Origin of the sequence: Halomonas sp. KM-1 (assembly GCF_000246875.1) — a bacterium.
GTDB classification, from domain to species: domain Bacteria; phylum Pseudomonadota; class Gammaproteobacteria; order Pseudomonadales; family Halomonadaceae; genus Halomonas; species Halomonas aerodenitrificans.
On sequence record NZ_BAEU01000124.1, the window covers coordinates 163104 to 178994 of the forward strand.

15 protein-coding genes are annotated in these 15891 nt (G+C 64.9%); 3 read left to right on the forward strand and 12 right to left on the reverse strand.

Annotated features, from left to right (window positions below):
• Positions 1-68: 68 nt before the first annotated feature.
• From B8115_RS14715 to metH, 4 genes are all read right to left on the reverse strand, one after another.
• A complete protein-coding gene (locus B8115_RS14715) occupies positions 69-605 on the reverse strand; it encodes a DUF934 domain-containing protein (RefSeq protein ID WP_010628579.1) in 537 nt (178 codons plus the stop codon).
• Entirely contained in the window at positions 598-2250 is a 1653-nt protein-coding gene (locus tag B8115_RS14720; protein WP_010628580.1) for a nitrite/sulfite reductase, read from the reverse strand. Before B8115_RS14720 ends, B8115_RS14715 begins: the two co-directional genes overlap by 8 nt.
• A gap of 143 nt (positions 2251-2393) precedes the next feature.
• Positions 2394-3722, reverse strand: a complete 1329-nt coding sequence (locus B8115_RS14725; RefSeq protein WP_010628581.1) for an MATE family efflux transporter — start codon at positions 3720-3722, stop codon at positions 2394-2396.
• Positions 3723-3783: 61 nt separating this feature from the next.
• Entirely contained in the window at positions 3784-7503 is a 3720-nt protein-coding gene (gene metH / locus B8115_RS14730; protein ID WP_010628582.1) for a methionine synthase, read from the reverse strand.
• 239 nt (positions 7504-7742) lie between these two features.
• Between metH and nfuA the strand changes: the two genes are divergently transcribed.
• Positions 7743-8333: a Fe-S biogenesis protein NfuA gene (gene nfuA, locus B8115_RS14735; RefSeq protein WP_010628583.1), complete on the forward strand. Its 591-nt coding sequence runs from the start codon at positions 7743-7745 to the stop codon at positions 8331-8333.
• Between the two features lie 85 nt (positions 8334-8418).
• On the opposite strand, the gene B8115_RS14740 is transcribed toward nfuA, so the two are convergent.
• Complete coding sequence (locus B8115_RS14740) at positions 8419-9474, reverse strand: DNA-binding protein (RefSeq protein WP_010628584.1); 1056 nt, start codon at positions 9472-9474, stop codon at positions 8419-8421.
• 339 nt (positions 9475-9813) lie between these two features.
• On the opposite strand from B8115_RS14740, the gene B8115_RS14745 reads away from it, so the two are divergent.
• On the forward strand, positions 9814-10923 hold the full coding sequence (locus B8115_RS14745; RefSeq protein ID WP_010628585.1) for a site-specific integrase: 1110 nt from the start codon (positions 9814-9816) through the stop codon (positions 10921-10923).
• A gap of 28 nt (positions 10924-10951) precedes the next feature.
• On the forward strand, positions 10952-11377 hold the full coding sequence (locus tag B8115_RS14750; protein ID WP_010628586.1) for a SufE family protein: 426 nt from the start codon (positions 10952-10954) through the stop codon (positions 11375-11377).
• On the opposite strand, the gene B8115_RS14755 is transcribed toward B8115_RS14750, so the two are convergent.
• The 7 genes from B8115_RS14755 to B8115_RS14785 form a co-directional block, all read right to left on the reverse strand.
• On the reverse strand, positions 11347-11748 hold the full coding sequence (locus tag B8115_RS14755; RefSeq protein ID WP_010628587.1) for a ribbon-helix-helix domain-containing protein: 402 nt from the start codon (positions 11746-11748) through the stop codon (positions 11347-11349). The genes B8115_RS14750 and B8115_RS14755 overlap by 31 nt on opposite strands.
• An 86-nt stretch (positions 11749-11834) precedes the next feature.
• Positions 11835-12416, reverse strand: coding sequence for a DJ-1/PfpI family protein (locus B8115_RS14760; RefSeq protein ID WP_010628588.1), 582 nt, complete (start codon positions 12414-12416; stop codon positions 11835-11837).
• Between the two features lie 178 nt (positions 12417-12594).
• Positions 12595-12900 carry a membrane protein insertion efficiency factor YidD gene (gene yidD, locus B8115_RS14765; protein WP_035591230.1) on the reverse strand — a complete coding sequence of 102 codons (306 nt, stop codon included), beginning with the start codon at positions 12898-12900 and terminating at the stop codon, positions 12595-12597.
• 44 nt (positions 12901-12944) lie between these two features.
• Positions 12945-13397, reverse strand: coding sequence for a phosphoribosyl-AMP cyclohydrolase (gene hisI, locus B8115_RS14770; protein WP_010628590.1), 453 nt, complete (start codon positions 13395-13397; stop codon positions 12945-12947).
• On the reverse strand, positions 13394-13873 hold the full coding sequence (locus B8115_RS14775; protein ID WP_010628591.1) for a transcriptional repressor: 480 nt from the start codon (positions 13871-13873) through the stop codon (positions 13394-13396). The genes hisI and B8115_RS14775 overlap by 4 nt, the downstream gene beginning before the upstream one ends.
• A 33-nt stretch (positions 13874-13906) precedes the next feature.
• Entirely contained in the window at positions 13907-14902 is a 996-nt protein-coding gene (locus tag B8115_RS14780) for an alpha-L-glutamate ligase-like protein (RefSeq protein ID WP_010628592.1), read from the reverse strand.
• A 5-nt stretch (positions 14903-14907) separates the two neighbouring features.
• Positions 14908-15891, reverse strand: a 984-nt coding sequence (locus B8115_RS14785) for a 7TM domain-containing protein (RefSeq protein WP_010628593.1), incomplete at its 5' end; no start/stop codon positions are given.

Sequence of the window (15891 nt, forward strand, 5' to 3'; positions counted from 1 at the left end):
GGCTCACAGCCGGCTTTCGTTCTGGATGGCGCGATAGGGCTTTGCGTTAGGGGGATCCGTGCGCGGGGCTAGGCCAGCGCCGGCTCCGCCCGCTTGACGACTTCGCGCATACGCTGGCGGAACAGCGGCTCGCTCACGTCGACGGCCGGCTGATAGGCACGGCTGAAGGTGTTCAACGCGTTCAGCGCGTCTTCCAGCCACTGATCTTCACGCAGCGACAGCGCGTTGAAACCGCAGCGGGTGAGGAAGAAGGCCTGATCGACCAGCACGTCGCCAATGGCGCGAATCTCGCCATCGAAGCCGTAGCGCTCGCGCAGCAGGCGCGCCAGGCTGTACCCGCGGCCATCGGTGAACTTGGGGAAGTCGATGGCAATCAGCGGGGCGGCTGCCAGCTGTTCGGCCAGCTCCGGCGTCAGCTCGGTGTCGCTGGAAAGCCACGGCGCCAGCTCACGGCTGCCTTCCAGCGCCTGCCAGCGTGCCAGGGGCACGATGGCAGGAGTGGCAGCCGGAAGCTCCGCTTCGGCGTCGCGAATCAGCACCCAGCGGTCGTCGGCCGGCTTGCCGTCACGGATGAAAGGGCGCTGGGTGGCGTTCTGATCAGGCATAGACCCGCTCCTTGAATGGCTTGAGGCCGATACGGCGATACGTTTCGATGAAGGTCTCGCCTTCGGCACGCTCGCCGACGTAGACCTGCAGCACCTTGTCGATGACGTCGGGCACGCTCTCGCGGTCGAACGAGGGGCCGAGAATCTTGCCCAGCGAGGAGTCGTTGCCCTGGGCTCCGCCGAGGGAGATCTGGTACCACTCCTCACCCTTCTTGTCGACGCCGAGAATGCCGATGTGGCCCACGTGGTGGTGACCGCAGGCATTCATGCAGCCGGAAATGTTGAGATCCAGCGGCCCCAGATCATAGAGGTAGTCGATGTCCTCGAAGCGCTCCTGAATCGCCTGAGCCACCGGGATCGACTTGGCATTGGCCAGGGCGCAGTAATCGCCGCCGGGGCAGCAGATCAGGTCGGCCAGGGTGCCCACGGTGGGGTTGGCCAGGCCCAGCTCTTCCAGGCGATGCCAGAGTTCCTCGAGGCGGTCCACCGCCACGTCGGCCAGCACCAGGTTCTGCTCGTGGGTGACACGGATCTCGCCGTAGCTGAACTCGTCGGCCAGATCGGCCACCTGGTGCATCTGCTCCCAGGTCAGGTCGCCCGGAGAATGGTTCTTGCGCTTGAGCGAGAGGGTGACGGCCTTGTAGCCCGGCACCTTGTGGCCGTGCACGTTGTTGGTGACGAAACGCGCAAAGGCGCGATTCTCGCCGCGCAGGCGCTCGAACTCGGCAATCGCCTCTTCACCGATGGCGCGGCGCTCCGGGTCGACGAAGTGAGACTGCATCGCCTCGACGGCTTCGCGGGTCAGCGTCTGGGGGCCATCCTTGAGATGCGCCCACTCGGCGTCGACCCGGCGACGGAATTCCTCGACGCCCAGCGCCTTGACCAGGATCTTGATGCGCGCCTTGAACTTGTTGTCGCGGCGGCCGAACTGGTTGTAGACGCGAACCAGCGCCTCGAGATAGGTCAGCAGGTGCTGCCAGGGCAGGTCGTCACGCACTACCTCGCCGATCATCGGCGTGCGGCCGAGACCACCACCGGCCAGTACCTTGACCCGCACCTCGCCTTTGTCGTCGCGCCACAGGCGCAGGCCGACGTCGTGCACCTGGATGGCGGCGCGATCCTCGGCGGCACCGGTCACGGCGATCTTGAACTTGCGCGGCAGGTAGGTGAACTCGGGGTGGAACGTCGACCACTGACGAATCAGCTCGCACCAGGGCCGCGGATCGACTTCCTCGTCCTCGGAGATGCCGGCGAACTGATCGGTGGAGGTGTTGCGAATATCGTTGCCGCTGGTCTGGATGCCGTGCATCTGCACGCTGGCCAGTTCGGCCAGCATGTCGGGCACGGTTTCCAGCTTCGGCCAGTTCAGCTGCAGATTGGTACGGGTAGTGAAGTGACCGTAGCCGCGATCGTAGTCACGTGCCAGATCGCCCAGCTTGCGCAGCTGATAGGAGGCCAGCATGCCGTAGGGGATGGCGATACGCAGCATGGGCGCGTAGCGCTGAACATAGAGGCCGTTCTGCACGCGCAGCGGCAAGAATTCTTCGTCGCTGATCCGTCCGGCCAGATAGCGGTTCATCTGGTCGCGAAACTGAGCGACGCGTTCATTGACCAGAGTCTGATCATGGGTGTCGTAGCGATACATTCAGCCGGTCCTGCTGCAGGGGAAATGGCGGAGCGTCAGGGGGCACCTTAACGCCCCTGGCATATTCTTTGAAAGAATAAATATTCATATTTTTTATACGTAAAGACATATAAAGGTCAAGTCACCTCTCTATCACCTCTCTGTCAGATCTCCAGCCGCAGCCACTGCCGCCGCTGCCAGATCGTCACGAACCATAGCGAGTTGAGACAGCGATAGCCAAGCTGCACCCACCAGATGCCCAGCAGCCCTTGCTCCATGACCACACCGACCCACCATGCCAGCGGCAGGAAGACCAGCCACTGAAGTGAGAGCGTGGTGGTCATCACGGTGCGACTGGCACCGGCACCCAGCAGGGCCTGGGCCAGCACCAGAGCGGCGCCGTCCAGCACGATCATGACCGCGGTGAGCTGCAGCGGCAGACGGGCGAGGGCAATGAGCTCGGGGTCGCGCAGGAACAGGCCGAGGATCTGTTCCGGAAACAGCGCCATGGGCAACGCCAGGGCCGCCAGGCACAGCCAGGCGAGGCGTACCACGTCCCAGCCCCAGCGATGGGCGTCGCCATGAGCCTGACGACCGAGCGACTGGCCGACCAGGCTCATGGCGGCCATGCCCAGCCCCACGCCGGGCAGGATCAACAGCAGCGAGAGGTTCACCAGCACGTGGCCAACGGCGACGCTGGCCGTGTCGATGCGCCCCAGGATCCAGAACAGCACCGCATAGCCGGCAGCGAACCACAGCTGCTGGAAGGAGTGGGGCGTTGCCAGGCGCAGGGTAGTCAGCAGCGCCGGGCGGCGGGGCACGCCCGCGAGAAAGCCGCTGGGCACGGCGTGGCGCAGGCTCAGCAGCGCCCAGAGCGCGAGGCCGACGTAGAGCGAGAGCGTGGTGCCCGCACCGGCGCCGGCGGCGCCCATGGCCGGCAGCCCCAGGAAGCCGAAGATCAGGCACACGCTGGCCGCCACGTTGACCGCGTGCATCACCAGCATGATGCGCAGATAGAAGCCGCTCTGCTCGATGCCGTTCCAGTAGCCTCGGAAGCAGAAGATCATGGCCACGGCGACGAGCGACAGCACGCGCCAGCGGAAGTACTCGACCGCGACGGCATTGACCGCGGCATCGGGGTTGATGAGGGCCATCAGGCGCGGCGCCTGCCACAGGCACAGCAGCGTCAACGGCAGCGAGACGAGCAGGGCGATGGCCAGCCCGGCATTGAGCGGCCTGGCCCGCAGCTGCCAGGCCTCTTCGCCATGGCGCCTGGCCGTCTGCGACTGCACGCCGGAAGAGAGCCCGAAGACCAGGGCCGTGACCAGGAACATGGCATAGCCGCCGATACCGACGCCGGCCAACGGTACCTCGCCGAGCGAGCCGACCAGCGCCGCATCGATCAGATTGATCAGGCTCTGGGTCAGCATCGCGGCGATGATCGGCGTGGCTAGGCGCAGGATACGTCGACGGCGGATCGAATCTGGCAGCATGCTCTATCGTTGGGTTCGAGAATGCCCCGCGCCGGGGCACGGGGCATCAGGGGTCGTCGTCTCAGGCCGGATCGTAGGAGAGTACCGGCGAGAGCCAGCGCTCCAGCTCCGCCAGGCTCATACCCTTGCGCTCGGCCAGGGCCTCGACCTGGTCGCGGGTGATCTTGCCGGTGGAGAAGTACTTGGCCTGGGGATGCGAGAAGTACCACCCCGACACCGCGGCAGCCGGCCACATGGCGAAGTTCTCGGTCAGCTCGATGCCAGCGTTCTCGGTGGCATCGAGCAGCTGGAACAGGGTGCGCTTCTCGGTGTGGTCGGGGCAGGCGGGGTAACCCGGCGCCGGCCGGATGCCCTGGTACTTCTCGGCAATCAGGGCGTCGTTGTCCAGGGTCTCCTCGGGCACGTAGCCCCAGAACTCCTTGCGCACCCGCTCGTGCATGCGCTCGGCAAAGGCCTCGGCCAGACGATCGGTAAGAGCCTGCACCATGATCGCGCTGTAGTCGTCACCGGCGGCCTTGTAACGTTCGGCCAGCGCTTCCACGCCGTGGCCGGTGGTCACGGCAAAGCCGCCGATCCAATCGAGCTGATCGCGCTCGTTGCCGTCGGCGTCGTAACGAGGGCTGACGAAATCGGCCAGGCTGTAGCAGACGCCATCACGGTTCTTGGTGGTCTGCTGGCGGATGTGGTGCAGGCGGGCGATCACCTCGCTGCGCGACTCGTCCGCATATACCTCGATGATGTCGTCGTCGACGCTGTTGGCCGGCCACAGACCGATCACCCCGCGCGCCTCGACGTGCTTGCCGTCGATCAGCTTGCGCAGCATCTGCTGGGCATCGGCGAACAGGTTGCGGGCGGCTTCGCCGACCACTACGTCGTCGAGAATTTTCGGGTACTTGCCCGCCAGCTCCCAGCTCATGAAGAAGGGTGTCCAGTCGATGCGCTCGACCAGCTCCTCGATGTCGTAGCCGTCGAATACCTCGAGCCCGGTGATGGCGGGCCGGGGCGGCGTGTAGCTGTCCCAGTCGATGGGCAGCTTGCGCTGGCGGGCCTCGGCGTAGCTCAGGTCCGCCGCCTTGGGGCGGCGCTTGGCGTTACGCTCGCGCACCTGCTCGTACTCCGCCTTGATCTCGGCCACATAGGCGGGCTTGAGCGTGGGGGAGAGCAGCTTGCCGGCAACGCCCACCGCCCGCGAGGCGTCGGTCACGTAGATGACCGGTTCGTCGTACTGCGGTTCGACCTTCACCGCGGTGTGGGCCTTGGAAGTGGTGGCACCACCGATCAGCAGCGGCAGCTTGAAGCCCTGGCGCTTCATCTCCTTGGCCACGTGGACCATCTCGTCCAGCGAGGGCGTGATCAGCCCCGAGAGGCCGATGATGTCGGCATTGACCTCGCGGGCCGTCTGCAGAATCTTTTCCGCCGGCACCATCACGCCCAGGTCGACCACATCGTAGTTGTTGCACTGCAGGACCACGCCGACGATGTTCTTGCCGATGTCGTGCACGTCGCCCTTCACCGTGGCCATGACGATCTTGCCCTTGGCCTGAGTGCCTTCGCTCTTCTCCGCCTCGATGAAGGGGATGAGGTAGGCCACCGCCTGCTTCATGACCCGCGCCGACTTGACCACCTGGGGCAGGAACATCTTGCCGGCGCCGAACAGGTCGCCGACCACGTTCATGCCATCCATCAGCGGTCCTTCGATCACTTCGATGGGGCGCGCGGCGCGCTGCCGGGCCAACTCAGTGTCCTCTTCGATGAATGCGGTGATGCCCTTGACCAGGGCATGCTCGATACGCTTCTCCACCGGCCAGGAGCGCCACTCCAGGTCCTCTTTCTTCGCCGCGCCGCTGCCGTCGCCCTTGTACTTATCGGCCAGATCGACCAGGCGTTCGGTACCATCGCTGCGACGGTTGAGCACCACATCCTCGACCGCCTCGCGCAGCTCCGCCGACAGGTCGTCGTAGACCGCCAACTGGCCGGCGTTGACGATGCCCATGGTCAGACCGGCACGGATGGCGTGGTAGAGGAACACCGAGTGAATCGCCTCGCGCACCGGATCGTTGCCGCGGAAGGAGAACGAAACGTTGGAGACCCCGCCCGAGACCATGGCGTGGGGCAGGTGCTCGCGGATCCAGCGGGTCGCCTCGATGAAGTCGACGGCGTAGTTGTCGTGCTCCTCGATACCGGTGGCGATGGCGAAGATGTTGGGGTCGAAGATGATGTCTTCCGGCGGGAAGCCGACCCGTTCGACCAGCAGCTCATAGGCGCGCTGACAGATCTCGGTCTTGCGCGCGAAGGTGTCGGCCTGTCCGGTCTCGTCGAAGGCCATGACCACCACGGCGGCCCCGTAGCGGCGGCACAGCGTGGCCTGCTCGAGGAAGGCTTCCTCGCCCTCCTTGAGCGAGATGGAGTTGACCACCGCCTTGCCCTGGACGCACTTGAGGCCGGCCTCGATGATCTCCCACTTGGAGGAGTCGATCATGATCGGCACCCGGGCGATGTCGGGCTCGCCGGCGATCAGGTTGAGGAAGCGCACCATCGCCTCCTGCGACTCCAGCATGCCCTCGTCCATGTTGATGTCGATGATCTGGGCGCCGTTCTCGACCTGGTCCAGCGCCACTTCCAGGGCGGTGGTGTAATCCTCTTCGACGATCAGGCGCTTGAAGCGCGCCGAGCCGGTGACGTTGGTACGCTCGCCGACGTTGACGAACAGCGAGCCCTTCTCGATGTTGAAGGGCTCCAGCCCCGCCAGGCGGCAGGCACGCGGACGCTCGGGCACCTTGCGCGGCGCCATGCCCTGGATGGCGGCATGAATCGCGGCGATGTGCTCGGGCGTCGAGCCGCAGCAACCGCCGATGATGTTGACCAGGCCGCTCGAGGCGAACTCGGCGACGATGGCCGCCATCTCTTCGGGGGTCTGATCGTACTCGCCGAATTCGTTGGGCAGCCCGGCGTTGGGGTGCGCCGAGACGAAGGTGTCGGCCTTGGTCGAGAGCTCTTCCAGGTAGGGGCGCAGCTCCTCGGCGCCCAGCGCACAGTTCAGGCCGATGGAGAGCGGCTGGGCATGGCGCACCGAGTTCCAGAACGCCTCGGTGGTCTGACCGGAGAGGGTGCGTCCGGAAGCGTCGGTGATGGTGCCGGATATCATCACCGGCAGCCGCTCGCCGCGGTCGTCGAACAGCGCCTCCAGGGCGAAGATAGCCGCCTTGGCGTTGAGGGTGTCGAAGATCGTCTCGATCAGGATCAGGTCGGCGCCGCCCTCGATCAGCGCTTCGGCCGCCTCGTAGTAGTTGTCACGCAGCTGGTCGAAGGTGACGTTGCGCTTGGCCGGGTCGTTGACGTCGGGCGAGAGCGAGGCGGTGCGCGAGGTCGGCCCCAGCACCCCGGCCACGTAGCGCGGCACACCGGTCTCTGCCGCCACCGCATCGCATGCCTCGCGGGCCAGACGCGCCGATTCGCGGTTGATCTCCGGCACCAGCGCCTCCATGCCGTAATCGGCCTGGGAGAGGCGGGTGCTGTTGAAGGTGTTGGTCTCGATGATGTCGGCGCCGGCCTCGAGATAAGCGCGATGAAGGCGCGTGACGAGATCGGGGCAGGTCAGTGCCAGCAGGTCGTTGTTGCCCTTGAGTTCCGAGGGCCAGTCGCCGAATCGCTCACCGCGGAAGTCGGCTTCCTCGAGCTTGGCATTCTGTATCATGGTACCCATGCCGCCATCCAGCATGAGGATGCGCTCGCCGAGCCGTTCGGTGAGAGTGGCGGTCAGTGCAGAGGGAAGGGCGGCCATGGGTCGGGTCTGTCTCCAGCAAAGTCACGTCCAGGTATGTGACCGCCCTTGGATCCTGGTGCTCTTTGGCAGGGGCGGCCTTGTCGGCCGGCTATGGTAGCAAAACCAGCGGCTTGAGGGCAGGGTTGCTCAAAAACCGAGCAAAACAGTCGGGATTGTCTCGAAGCCTGCTTTTGCTTACCATGATGGCATGTCACCTATGGCCGGCCCCGTTGCCGCGTCCGACCAGCGAGAACATCATGAGCGAGATCATCCAGATTACCGACAGCGCCCAGGAATACCTTGCCGAGCTGCTGGCAAAGCAGAACGTCGAGGGCATTGCGGTGCGCATCTTCATCACCCAGCCGGGCACACCCTACGCCGAGACCTGCCTGGCCTACTGCCGGCCCGGCGAAGAAGAGCCCACTGACGAGCGTCTGGAGCTCGACAAGATCGCCGTGCTGCTCGACAAGAACAGCATCCCTTTCCTCGAAGAAGCGGTGGTCGACTTCAACGCCGACCGCATGGGTGGGCAGCTCACCATCAAGGCGCCCAACGCCAAGATGCCCAAGGTCAACGCCGACAGCCCGCTCGAGGATCGCGTCAATTATATCCTCTACAGCGAGATCAATCCGGGCCTTGCCGCCCACGGCGGCGAGATCAAGCTGGTCGAACTGACCGAGGATCAGGTCGCGGTTCTGGCCTTCGGCGGCGGCTGCCAGGGCTGTGCTGCGGTCGACTTGACGCTCAAGGAAGGGGTGGAGAAAACCCTGATGGAGCGCATCCCGGAACTGGCCGGCATTCGCGACGTGACCGATCACACCGACACCACCAACGCCTACTATCGCTGAAATCGGGCTCCATCCGCCCATACCCTTCGCAACAGCACCCTTCGGATAGCAAGCGACGCGCCGCTCGAGGCGCGCCGCCTCATGCTCAACGAACGCTTTCGGAAGGTGCCGTCTCGGCGCCTTTCAGCGTTTCACCTCCTTCTCCTACGCGGCCTTCGTCCGCGCGCCGAGCGACGCCTTCCTCGACGGGCTGCCAGGTGCGCCGCATGAGTTCGGCGTCCTGGGTGCGCAGCCGGGCCGCCTGCTCTTCGATGTGGCGCTTCTGGTCCTCGATGCGCGCCTGCAGCAGCGACTGTTCGTGGCGCAGCGTATCGATACGCTCTTCGGCGCGACTCCTCGCCCACTGGGTCTCGCGGTGCTGCTTCTCCTCGCGGCCCAGCGCAGCCTGGGTCTCGTGCAGCTGACGCTGCAGGTTCTCCTGACGCTTCTCCAACTGCTGGGTCGCGGCATCGTAGCGCTTTTCGGCCGCCACTCGCTCCTGGCGCGCCTCATCCAGCAGCGTCATCAGGCGCGCCTCGGCGGCCTCATGGCGCTGCTCCTCCTGATTGAGGCGAGCCAAGTGCTGCGCATCACGGTCGGCCAGGGCCTGCTGATGCGCCTGAGCCTGCTGCTCGCTTTCCTGCTGTAGCTTGTCGAGCTGCTGCAGGGCACGACTCAGACGCTCCTCGAACTGGCGAGCGCGCTCCTGCCACTGATCGCGCTCGGCCTCGACCCGCGCCAGGGCGGCGCTACGCGCCTCCAGCCGCTGCTCGGTACCCGCCACGTGAGCGGAGAGGGCGGCTTCGCGCTGCTCGGCATCCTCGACCTGCCGCTGCGCCTCCTGCATGGCTTCCTGCGCCTCGGCAACACGGCGGTCGGCGCGCTCGCGATACTCCGCCAGCGCCTCGCCGGCTGCCTCCTGGGCCTTGTGCCAGAGGGTTTCCGCCAAGCGCTGCACTGGCTCGGGCATGGCTTGCGACGCAGGCGGCTCGCGGCTGCCTTCCCGCCGCAAGCGCCATTCGCGCAGATGATCGCTGATAGTGGTGAAGCTACCGGTACCCAACACTTCGCGAATCTTCTGCACGCTGGGGGCTTCTCCCCGCGCCTGCAGGGATTCGATGGCGCCCAGTACATCCTCGTATTGCACACCGCTGCGTGCCATGTCGATCTCCTTGATGGTGTGGCTGCTGCTCCATGCATCACGCGGCGGGCGACGCTTGTTCTTGCTCTGCCATGCGCCCGCTTGAGTGGTTCAAGCATAGCCGTTTTCCCGGCTGCGGGGAAGGAAATTACATTTTATGTATTACGTAATTTACATTACGCTATTAATCAAAATTCATGATTACCCGTCTTATCTTGAAAAACTGATCGATACGTCTGACACTGAACGCTCAGTGAATGGGACAGGGGCCCCATGAGGATGTCGAGCGAGACAAGCAGGGCAGAGGCGGGCTCACAGCCCGAACCGCAATCGAGCGATATAGCGCCCATTGGCGGACTGATGCCCGGCCGCCCGCGCGCAGGCCATGTCCATATCGCCGCACACAGCGACACCGAAGCCGTAGCGCGCTGGCTTGCCGAATATCGCGACAGTCCGCGAACGCTGCGCGCCTATCGCCGCGAGGCCGAGCGGCTACTGCTGTGGCTGGAACGGGAAGGGCGGGGGCTGGCCGAACTGCGCCGTCACGACCTGGATGCCTATGAGGCGTTTCTGGCCTCCCCCACACCGCGCGAGCATTGGGTAGGGCCGCCGCGGCCGCGCCATGCTCCCGACTGGCGCCCGTTCCGCGGGCCGCTGTCGCCCAGCAGTCGGCGGCAGAGCCTGGTGATCCTGCAGGGCATGTTCGCCTGGCTGGTGGAAGCGGGGTGGCTGGCACACAACCCCTTTCGCCTGATGCGCGACAAGCGCCGTCGACTGGACAACCGCCAGACCGGCATCGAGCGCTACCTGGAGCGGCCGCTGTGGGAGTGGCTATGGCAGTGGCTGAACGAGCCACCGACCCAGGAGGCCAGCCTCAGGGAGCACTATCTCCACCAACGACGGCGACTGATCTTCGGCTTTGCCTATCTGCTGGCACCGCGTATCGGCGAGATGGCCGCCGCCGAGATGAGCGACTTCTTCCTACGCGAAGGACGCTGGTGGTGGCGCGTGGTGGGGAAGGGCGACAAGCTGGCACGCATTCCCGTACCGCCCGACATGCTGGAGCTGCTGGAGCAGTGGCGGGAAACGCTGGGGCTTTCGCGCCATCCCAAGCTCGGAGAAGCCGGAGCGTTGCTGCGCGGGCTGGACGGCCAGCGCCGCCTGGGTGACAACCAGCTCTACCGGCTGATTCGCAGCACCTTTCACGCCGCCGCCGACGCCCTGCAAGCCGATGCCGGCGAGACGGCTGCCGCTCAGGTGGCACGGCTGCGCGCCGCCACGCCGCACTGGCTGCGCCACACCTCGCTGACCCATCAGGCTCAGGCCGGGGTCGAGCTGCGCTACCTGGCCAGCACCGCACGCCACGCGCGGCTCGACACCACGGCGCAATACCTGCACACCGAAGACGAGGAGTGGCATCGTCAACAAGCCGCTCACGGTTTGCCCGGCAGGGCGCCCGAACCGGTATAATGACCTTCGAGTCATCACGGGAGGCCACATGACCACCGAAGCCACGGCCGAGCAGGCCCAGCAGGCACTGCTGGAAGAGTTCGAGATGTTCGACAACTGGATGGACCGCTACCAGTACATCATCGACATGGGCAAACAGCTGCCGCCGTTTCCCGAGGAGTGGAAGACCCCGGAGCGCAAGATCCAGGGCTGTCAATCCAACGTCTGGATTCACCATCGCCGCGAAGGCGAGGCGCTGCACTTCGACGCGGTATCCGATGCCGCCATCGTTTCCGGGCTGATTGCCGTGCTGATGCGCATCTTCAACGACCGCCCGCCGGCCGAGATCCGCAGCACCAGCCCTCACTTCCTGCAGGATCTGGGGCTCGACAAGCACCTGTCGCCGACGCGCAGCAACGGTCTGCACGCCATGCTGGCAAAGATCTACGAAGTCGCCGAGAGCGAGGCCGCCTGAGGTCTCGCTGCGCGCCGCCCCGCGGCATGGCGTCGCCGCTCCCTGGCCAGTATGCCTTCGGCGTCAAGGCTGGCGATGGCCACATCCGGCTGCGCGGGGATCTCACCCGCCAGCTGCAGCGCCTGATAACGGCCGCAGCACACCCTCAGAAAGGAAGCGAAGTTGGCGGGATCGTGGCCGGCCTCGGCGCACTCCCGCGCCAGCCTGGCCACCAGCTGACTGAGTGACAGTCCGTCACGCCTGCCCACCTCTTCGAGTACCGCCCAGAAGAAGCGCTCCAGACGCACGCTGGTGGAAACGCCATCGATACGCATGGAGCGCGTCTGCGGCTCCCAGAGATCTGCTTCGGCACCGATGAAAAGCCTGCACATGACTCTTTCCCCCTGATCCGGCTCGCGACGATGCCTTCAGCATGGCGCCGGTCGCGAGCCAGGGCAAGGTGGCCAGCACTGACCGTTCAAAGTTCGATACGCGTTCCCAGTACGGCGAGGAACTGGGCCAGCCAGGCGGGGTGAGCGGGCCAGGCGGGCGCCGTCACCAGCTTACCGTCGGTCACGGCATCGTCCACGGCGATATCGGCATAACGGCCACCGGCCAGCTCCACCTCGGGCCGACAGGCGGGGTAGGCCGAACAGGTGCGGCCTTCCAGCACCCGTGCCGCAGCCAGCAGCTGAGCGCCATGACAGATCGCCGCCACCGGCTTGTCTTCGGTGAAGAAATGACGCACCACCTCGATGACCCGCTCATTGAGGCGCAGGTACTCGGGAGCACGCCCGCCGGCGACCACCAGGCCGTCATAGTCGGCAGGGTCGACGGCGGCGAAATCGGCGTTCAAGGTAAAGCGGTGGCCGGGTTTCTCGCTGTAGGTCTGGTCGCCCTCGAAGTCGTGAATGGCGGTGGCGATACTTTCGCCTGCCCGCTTGTCCGGGCAGACGGCATCGACGCGGTGCCCCACGGCCTGCAGCGCCTGGAACGGCACCATGGTTTCATAGTCTTCGGCGAAATCGCCGCAAAGCAAAAGCAGTCGCTTGGCAGACATGGCGTGTTTCCTCATCGGCTCGTTGTGTTGGGTGTGCCATTGAGCAGTCTGGCACGGGCGAACCGGGTGAGGGTGGTAGCGGGCTACTACAGTGGGACGACTACAGCGAGGAAGATGCAGGACGGATGCAAGGGCAGGGTAAGGTGATGGCGGCGGTCGGGCGCACCCTACGCCATCTTCAATGCTTGGTCACGTGCTGCGAGCAGCAGCGATAGTGCTCGTCGAGCTCCGGATCTTCGCGGCACAGGCGTTCGCTGGGCCCGCCCGGCACGGGGTCGATACCGCCATCGCTGCCGGGATGACAGCGTACGATGCGCTTCACCGCCAGCCAGCCGCCGCGCAACGGACCGTGCACCTGAACGGCCTCGACGGCGTAATGGGAACAGCTGGGCCAGTAGCGGCAGCGTGGGCCGAGCAGAGGACTGAGAACCAGTTGATAGAGCCTGACGAGAGCGATCATCGCCAGCCCCAGGGCGCGCGCCATCAACCCGCCGAGGCGCTGCAGCCAGGCCGTCGGGCGAGTCACGCTCAGCCTTCCTTCGACGGCTTGCCGTACAGGGTGTCAGGATCGATCAGCGGCTCGCTGGTGATCCTCGCTTCGCCGTCCTCCAGCGCTACGTAGAAGCAGCTGCGCCGGCCGGTATGGCAGGCCGGGCCGCTCTGTTCCACCTGCAGCAGCAGGGTGTCGCCATCGCAATCGAGGCTGGCCGCACGCAGATGCTGCTGCTGACCGGAAGACTCCCCCTTGCGCCACAGCTTGCCCCGCGAGCGCGACCAGTAGCAGACACGCCCGCTGGCCAGGGTCTCTTCGAGAGCCTCACGGTTCATCCATGCCATCATCAGCACCTCGCCGCTATCGTGCTGCTGAGCGATGGCCGGGATCAGACCGTCCTGATTGAAGCGCACTTCCGCCAATACGCGCTCGATGGGGAGGCGGGCATCGAGCTCGGCGCGCTCGAGCTGTTTGAAGGTATCGCTCATGACGTTTCCGTAGTGGCTGGCTTGTCGTCTCTTGCCGGCGCGGCAAGGCAAAGGTCGCAGCTGCCCAGGAGTTCGATGGTCTGACGCTCGACGCGAAACCCGAGTTCCCGCGCCCGGGTGCTCAGCTGCGCATTGACGTCATCCAGATGCAGCTCTTCGACGCGGCCGCAGTGACGACAGATCAGCAGTTGGAAGCCGTGAGCATGCTCGGGGCAGGGGCAGGCCACATACGCATTGAGGGACTCGATGCGGTGCACCAGCCCCTGTTCGATCAGAAAATCGAGCGCACGATAAACGGTCGGCGGGCGGGCAGCGGCATGCTCGACGGCGAGCCGGTCGAGTAACTCATAGGCCTTCAGACCACCGCTGGTTGCCGCGATCATCTCGAGCACGCGGCGCCTGATCGGGGTGAAGCGAACCCCACGAAGCTGGCATTGTCTTTCGGCCTGCGCAAGCAGGGCAGTAGCGTCGGTCATGGTAGAGCCGATGTTTAGGGAATGGCATTCATTCTACGTGCTGAGGCTTGCCTCGGCCAGCACGGGCTCAGGAAGCGCCTTGAGTTCGCCATGACGCGCGAAGTGGCGCTGCGAGAAGGCGACTCGCTCCTTGACGCTCACTCCTTCGGGTTGCTTCTCCACCAGGTCCAGACGCGCACGCAACCCTTCGCCATTGGCCATCTGAATGGCCAGGCCGGGGCGGGCATTGAGCTCCAGCAGCATGGGCCCACGGTTGCGATCGATGACCATATCGGTGCCCAGATAGCCAAGCCCCGTCATCTCGTAACAGCCGGCCGCCAGTTCCAGCAGGTTGGACCAGTCGGGAATCCGCAGGCTGGCGAGCTCATGGCCGGTATCGGGATGGTCGCGCCTGGTACGGTCGAACTGGACGCCGCGTACCGCCGTGCCCGTGGCAATGTCCAGCCCCACGCCCACTGCACCCTGGTGCAGGTTGGCCTTGCCGTCGGAAGCCGCCGTGGAGAGACGCATCATGGCCATCACCGGATAGCCGCGGAAGATGATCACGCGAATGTCGGGTACGCCTTCGTAGGTGTACTCGGAGAGCTTCTCGTCGAAGTTGATCAACCCCTCGATCATGGCCACGTCGGGCGTACCGCCCAGCGAATAGAGACCGGAGAGGATATTCGAGACGTGGCGATGGAGATCCTCGATGCTCAGGCGGGCACCGCTGGGCTTGATGAAACTCTCTCCATCGACATGTTCGATGACCAGGATGCCCTTGCCGCCGCTACCCTTGGCGGGCTTGATGACGAACCCCGGATGACCGGCAATCATGCTGCCCAGCGCCTTGACGCCGAACTGGGTGGACACGGTGCCGATCAGCGCCGGTGTGGTGATCCCGTGTTTTTCCGCCAGCAGCTTGGTTTTCAGCTTGTCATCCACCAGCGGGTACAAGCGCCGGCTGTTGTAGCGCCCGATATAGCGGATGTTGCGCCGATTCATGCCGATGATGCCTCGGAGCTTGAGCTGCTTCGGTCGTGCCCACATGGGACTCAATCCTCGGTGACCGGTTTGAAGCGTCGCAGCTCGAGCAGCCGATATCCCGTGTAGTTACCCAACAGCAGGATCAGCGACATGATGATGAGCTGCACGCCCAGGAAGTTGAAGGTGAGATGGCGTATCCAGGGGTTGTTCATGGCCAGGTACGCCAGTATGGCGGTAATGAGGCTTCCGCCGCCTTGAATCAAGACCTCCTTGGGACCCTCTTCCTCCCACAGGATCGACATCCGTTCGATGGTCCAGGCCAGGATGATCATCGGGAAGAAGGTGATCGTCAGGCCTGCATTGAGTCCCACTCGATACGATAGCACCGAAAACAGAGAAATGATCGCGATCACCGTGATGATGACCGCCGACACTCGCGCCACCAGCAGCAAGTTGAGGTAGGAGAGGTAGTTACGTATCACCAGTCCCACCGCCACGATCAACAGAAAACCGATCATGCCGGTTGGCAGAGTCGTCTGAATGAAGGCGAGGGCGATCAACACGGGCATGAAAGTGCCGGAGGTCTTGATGCCGACGATGATGCGCAGGAAAACCACCACCAGAGCCCCGATGGGGATCAACAGGATGGTCTGGAAGAGGGCCTGTTCCTCCAGCGGCAGACTGTGGATCGAGAAGTTGAGCAGGGTATCGTCCGCCAACTGGCTGCGCACCGCCGCCGCTGCCGGTTGATTGCGCGACAGCATCGAGAAGGTCACGCGCGAATTGGTCCCGCCCTGAACTTCGAGCACGGCGCGCCCGCCGGCTTCCCACAGCAGCAGGTTGTCCGGCTGCCCCTGGTCGGCGGTACGGGGATTGAACAGGGTCCAGTTCTGCTCGTCCTCGAACACCATGATCCAGGATGTCAGCGACTGCCGGCGGCGGCCATCCTCGAGCATCAGCCCGCTCACCTCGCGGGCATGTACGCCGGCCTGGTTGAGCAGCCGTACCAGCAGCGGGGTGCGCTCGAATTGGGTCAGCAAAAGACGCGCGTT

Bases quoted from the DNA above. Each gene is read 5' to 3' on its own strand.
- B8115_RS14750 (WP_010628586.1), top strand. From the start codon at position 10,952: ATGACCACCGAAGCCACGGCCGAGCAGGCCCAGCAGGCACTGCTGGAA.
- nfuA (WP_010628583.1), top strand. From the start codon at position 7,743: ATGAGCGAGATCATCCAGATTACCGACAGCGCCCAGGAATACCTTGCC.
- hisI (WP_010628590.1), bottom strand. From the start codon at position 13,397: ATGAGCGATACCTTCAAACAGCTCGAGCGCGCCGAGCTCGATGCCCGC.
- B8115_RS14760 (WP_010628588.1), bottom strand. From the start codon at position 12,416: ATGTCTGCCAAGCGACTGCTTTTGCTTTGCGGCGATTTCGCCGAAGAC.
- B8115_RS14715 (WP_010628579.1), bottom strand. From the start codon at position 605: ATGCCTGATCAGAACGCCACCCAGCGCCCTTTCATCCGTGACGGCAAG.
- B8115_RS14725 (WP_010628581.1), bottom strand. From the start codon at position 3,722: ATGCTGCCAGATTCGATCCGCCGTCGACGTATCCTGCGCCTAGCCACG.
- B8115_RS14780 (WP_010628592.1), bottom strand. From the start codon at position 14,902: ATGTGGGCACGACCGAAGCAGCTCAAGCTCCGAGGCATCATCGGCATG.
- B8115_RS14755 (WP_010628587.1), bottom strand. From the start codon at position 11,748: ATGTGCAGGCTTTTCATCGGTGCCGAAGCAGATCTCTGGGAGCCGCAG.
- B8115_RS14720 (WP_010628580.1), bottom strand. From the start codon at position 2,250: ATGTATCGCTACGACACCCATGATCAGACTCTGGTCAATGAACGCGTC.
- B8115_RS14740 (WP_010628584.1), bottom strand. From the start codon at position 9,474: ATGGCACGCAGCGGTGTGCAATACGAGGATGTACTGGGCGCCATCGAA.
- yidD (WP_035591230.1), bottom strand. From the start codon at position 12,900: ATGGCGCGCGCCCTGGGGCTGGCGATGATCGCTCTCGTCAGGCTCTAT.
- metH (WP_010628582.1), bottom strand. From the start codon at position 7,503: ATGGCCGCCCTTCCCTCTGCACTGACCGCCACTCTCACCGAACGGCTC.
- B8115_RS14775 (WP_010628591.1), bottom strand. From the start codon at position 13,873: ATGACCGACGCTACTGCCCTGCTTGCGCAGGCCGAAAGACAATGCCAG.
- B8115_RS14745 (WP_010628585.1), top strand. From the start codon at position 9,814: ATGCCCGGCCGCCCGCGCGCAGGCCATGTCCATATCGCCGCACACAGC.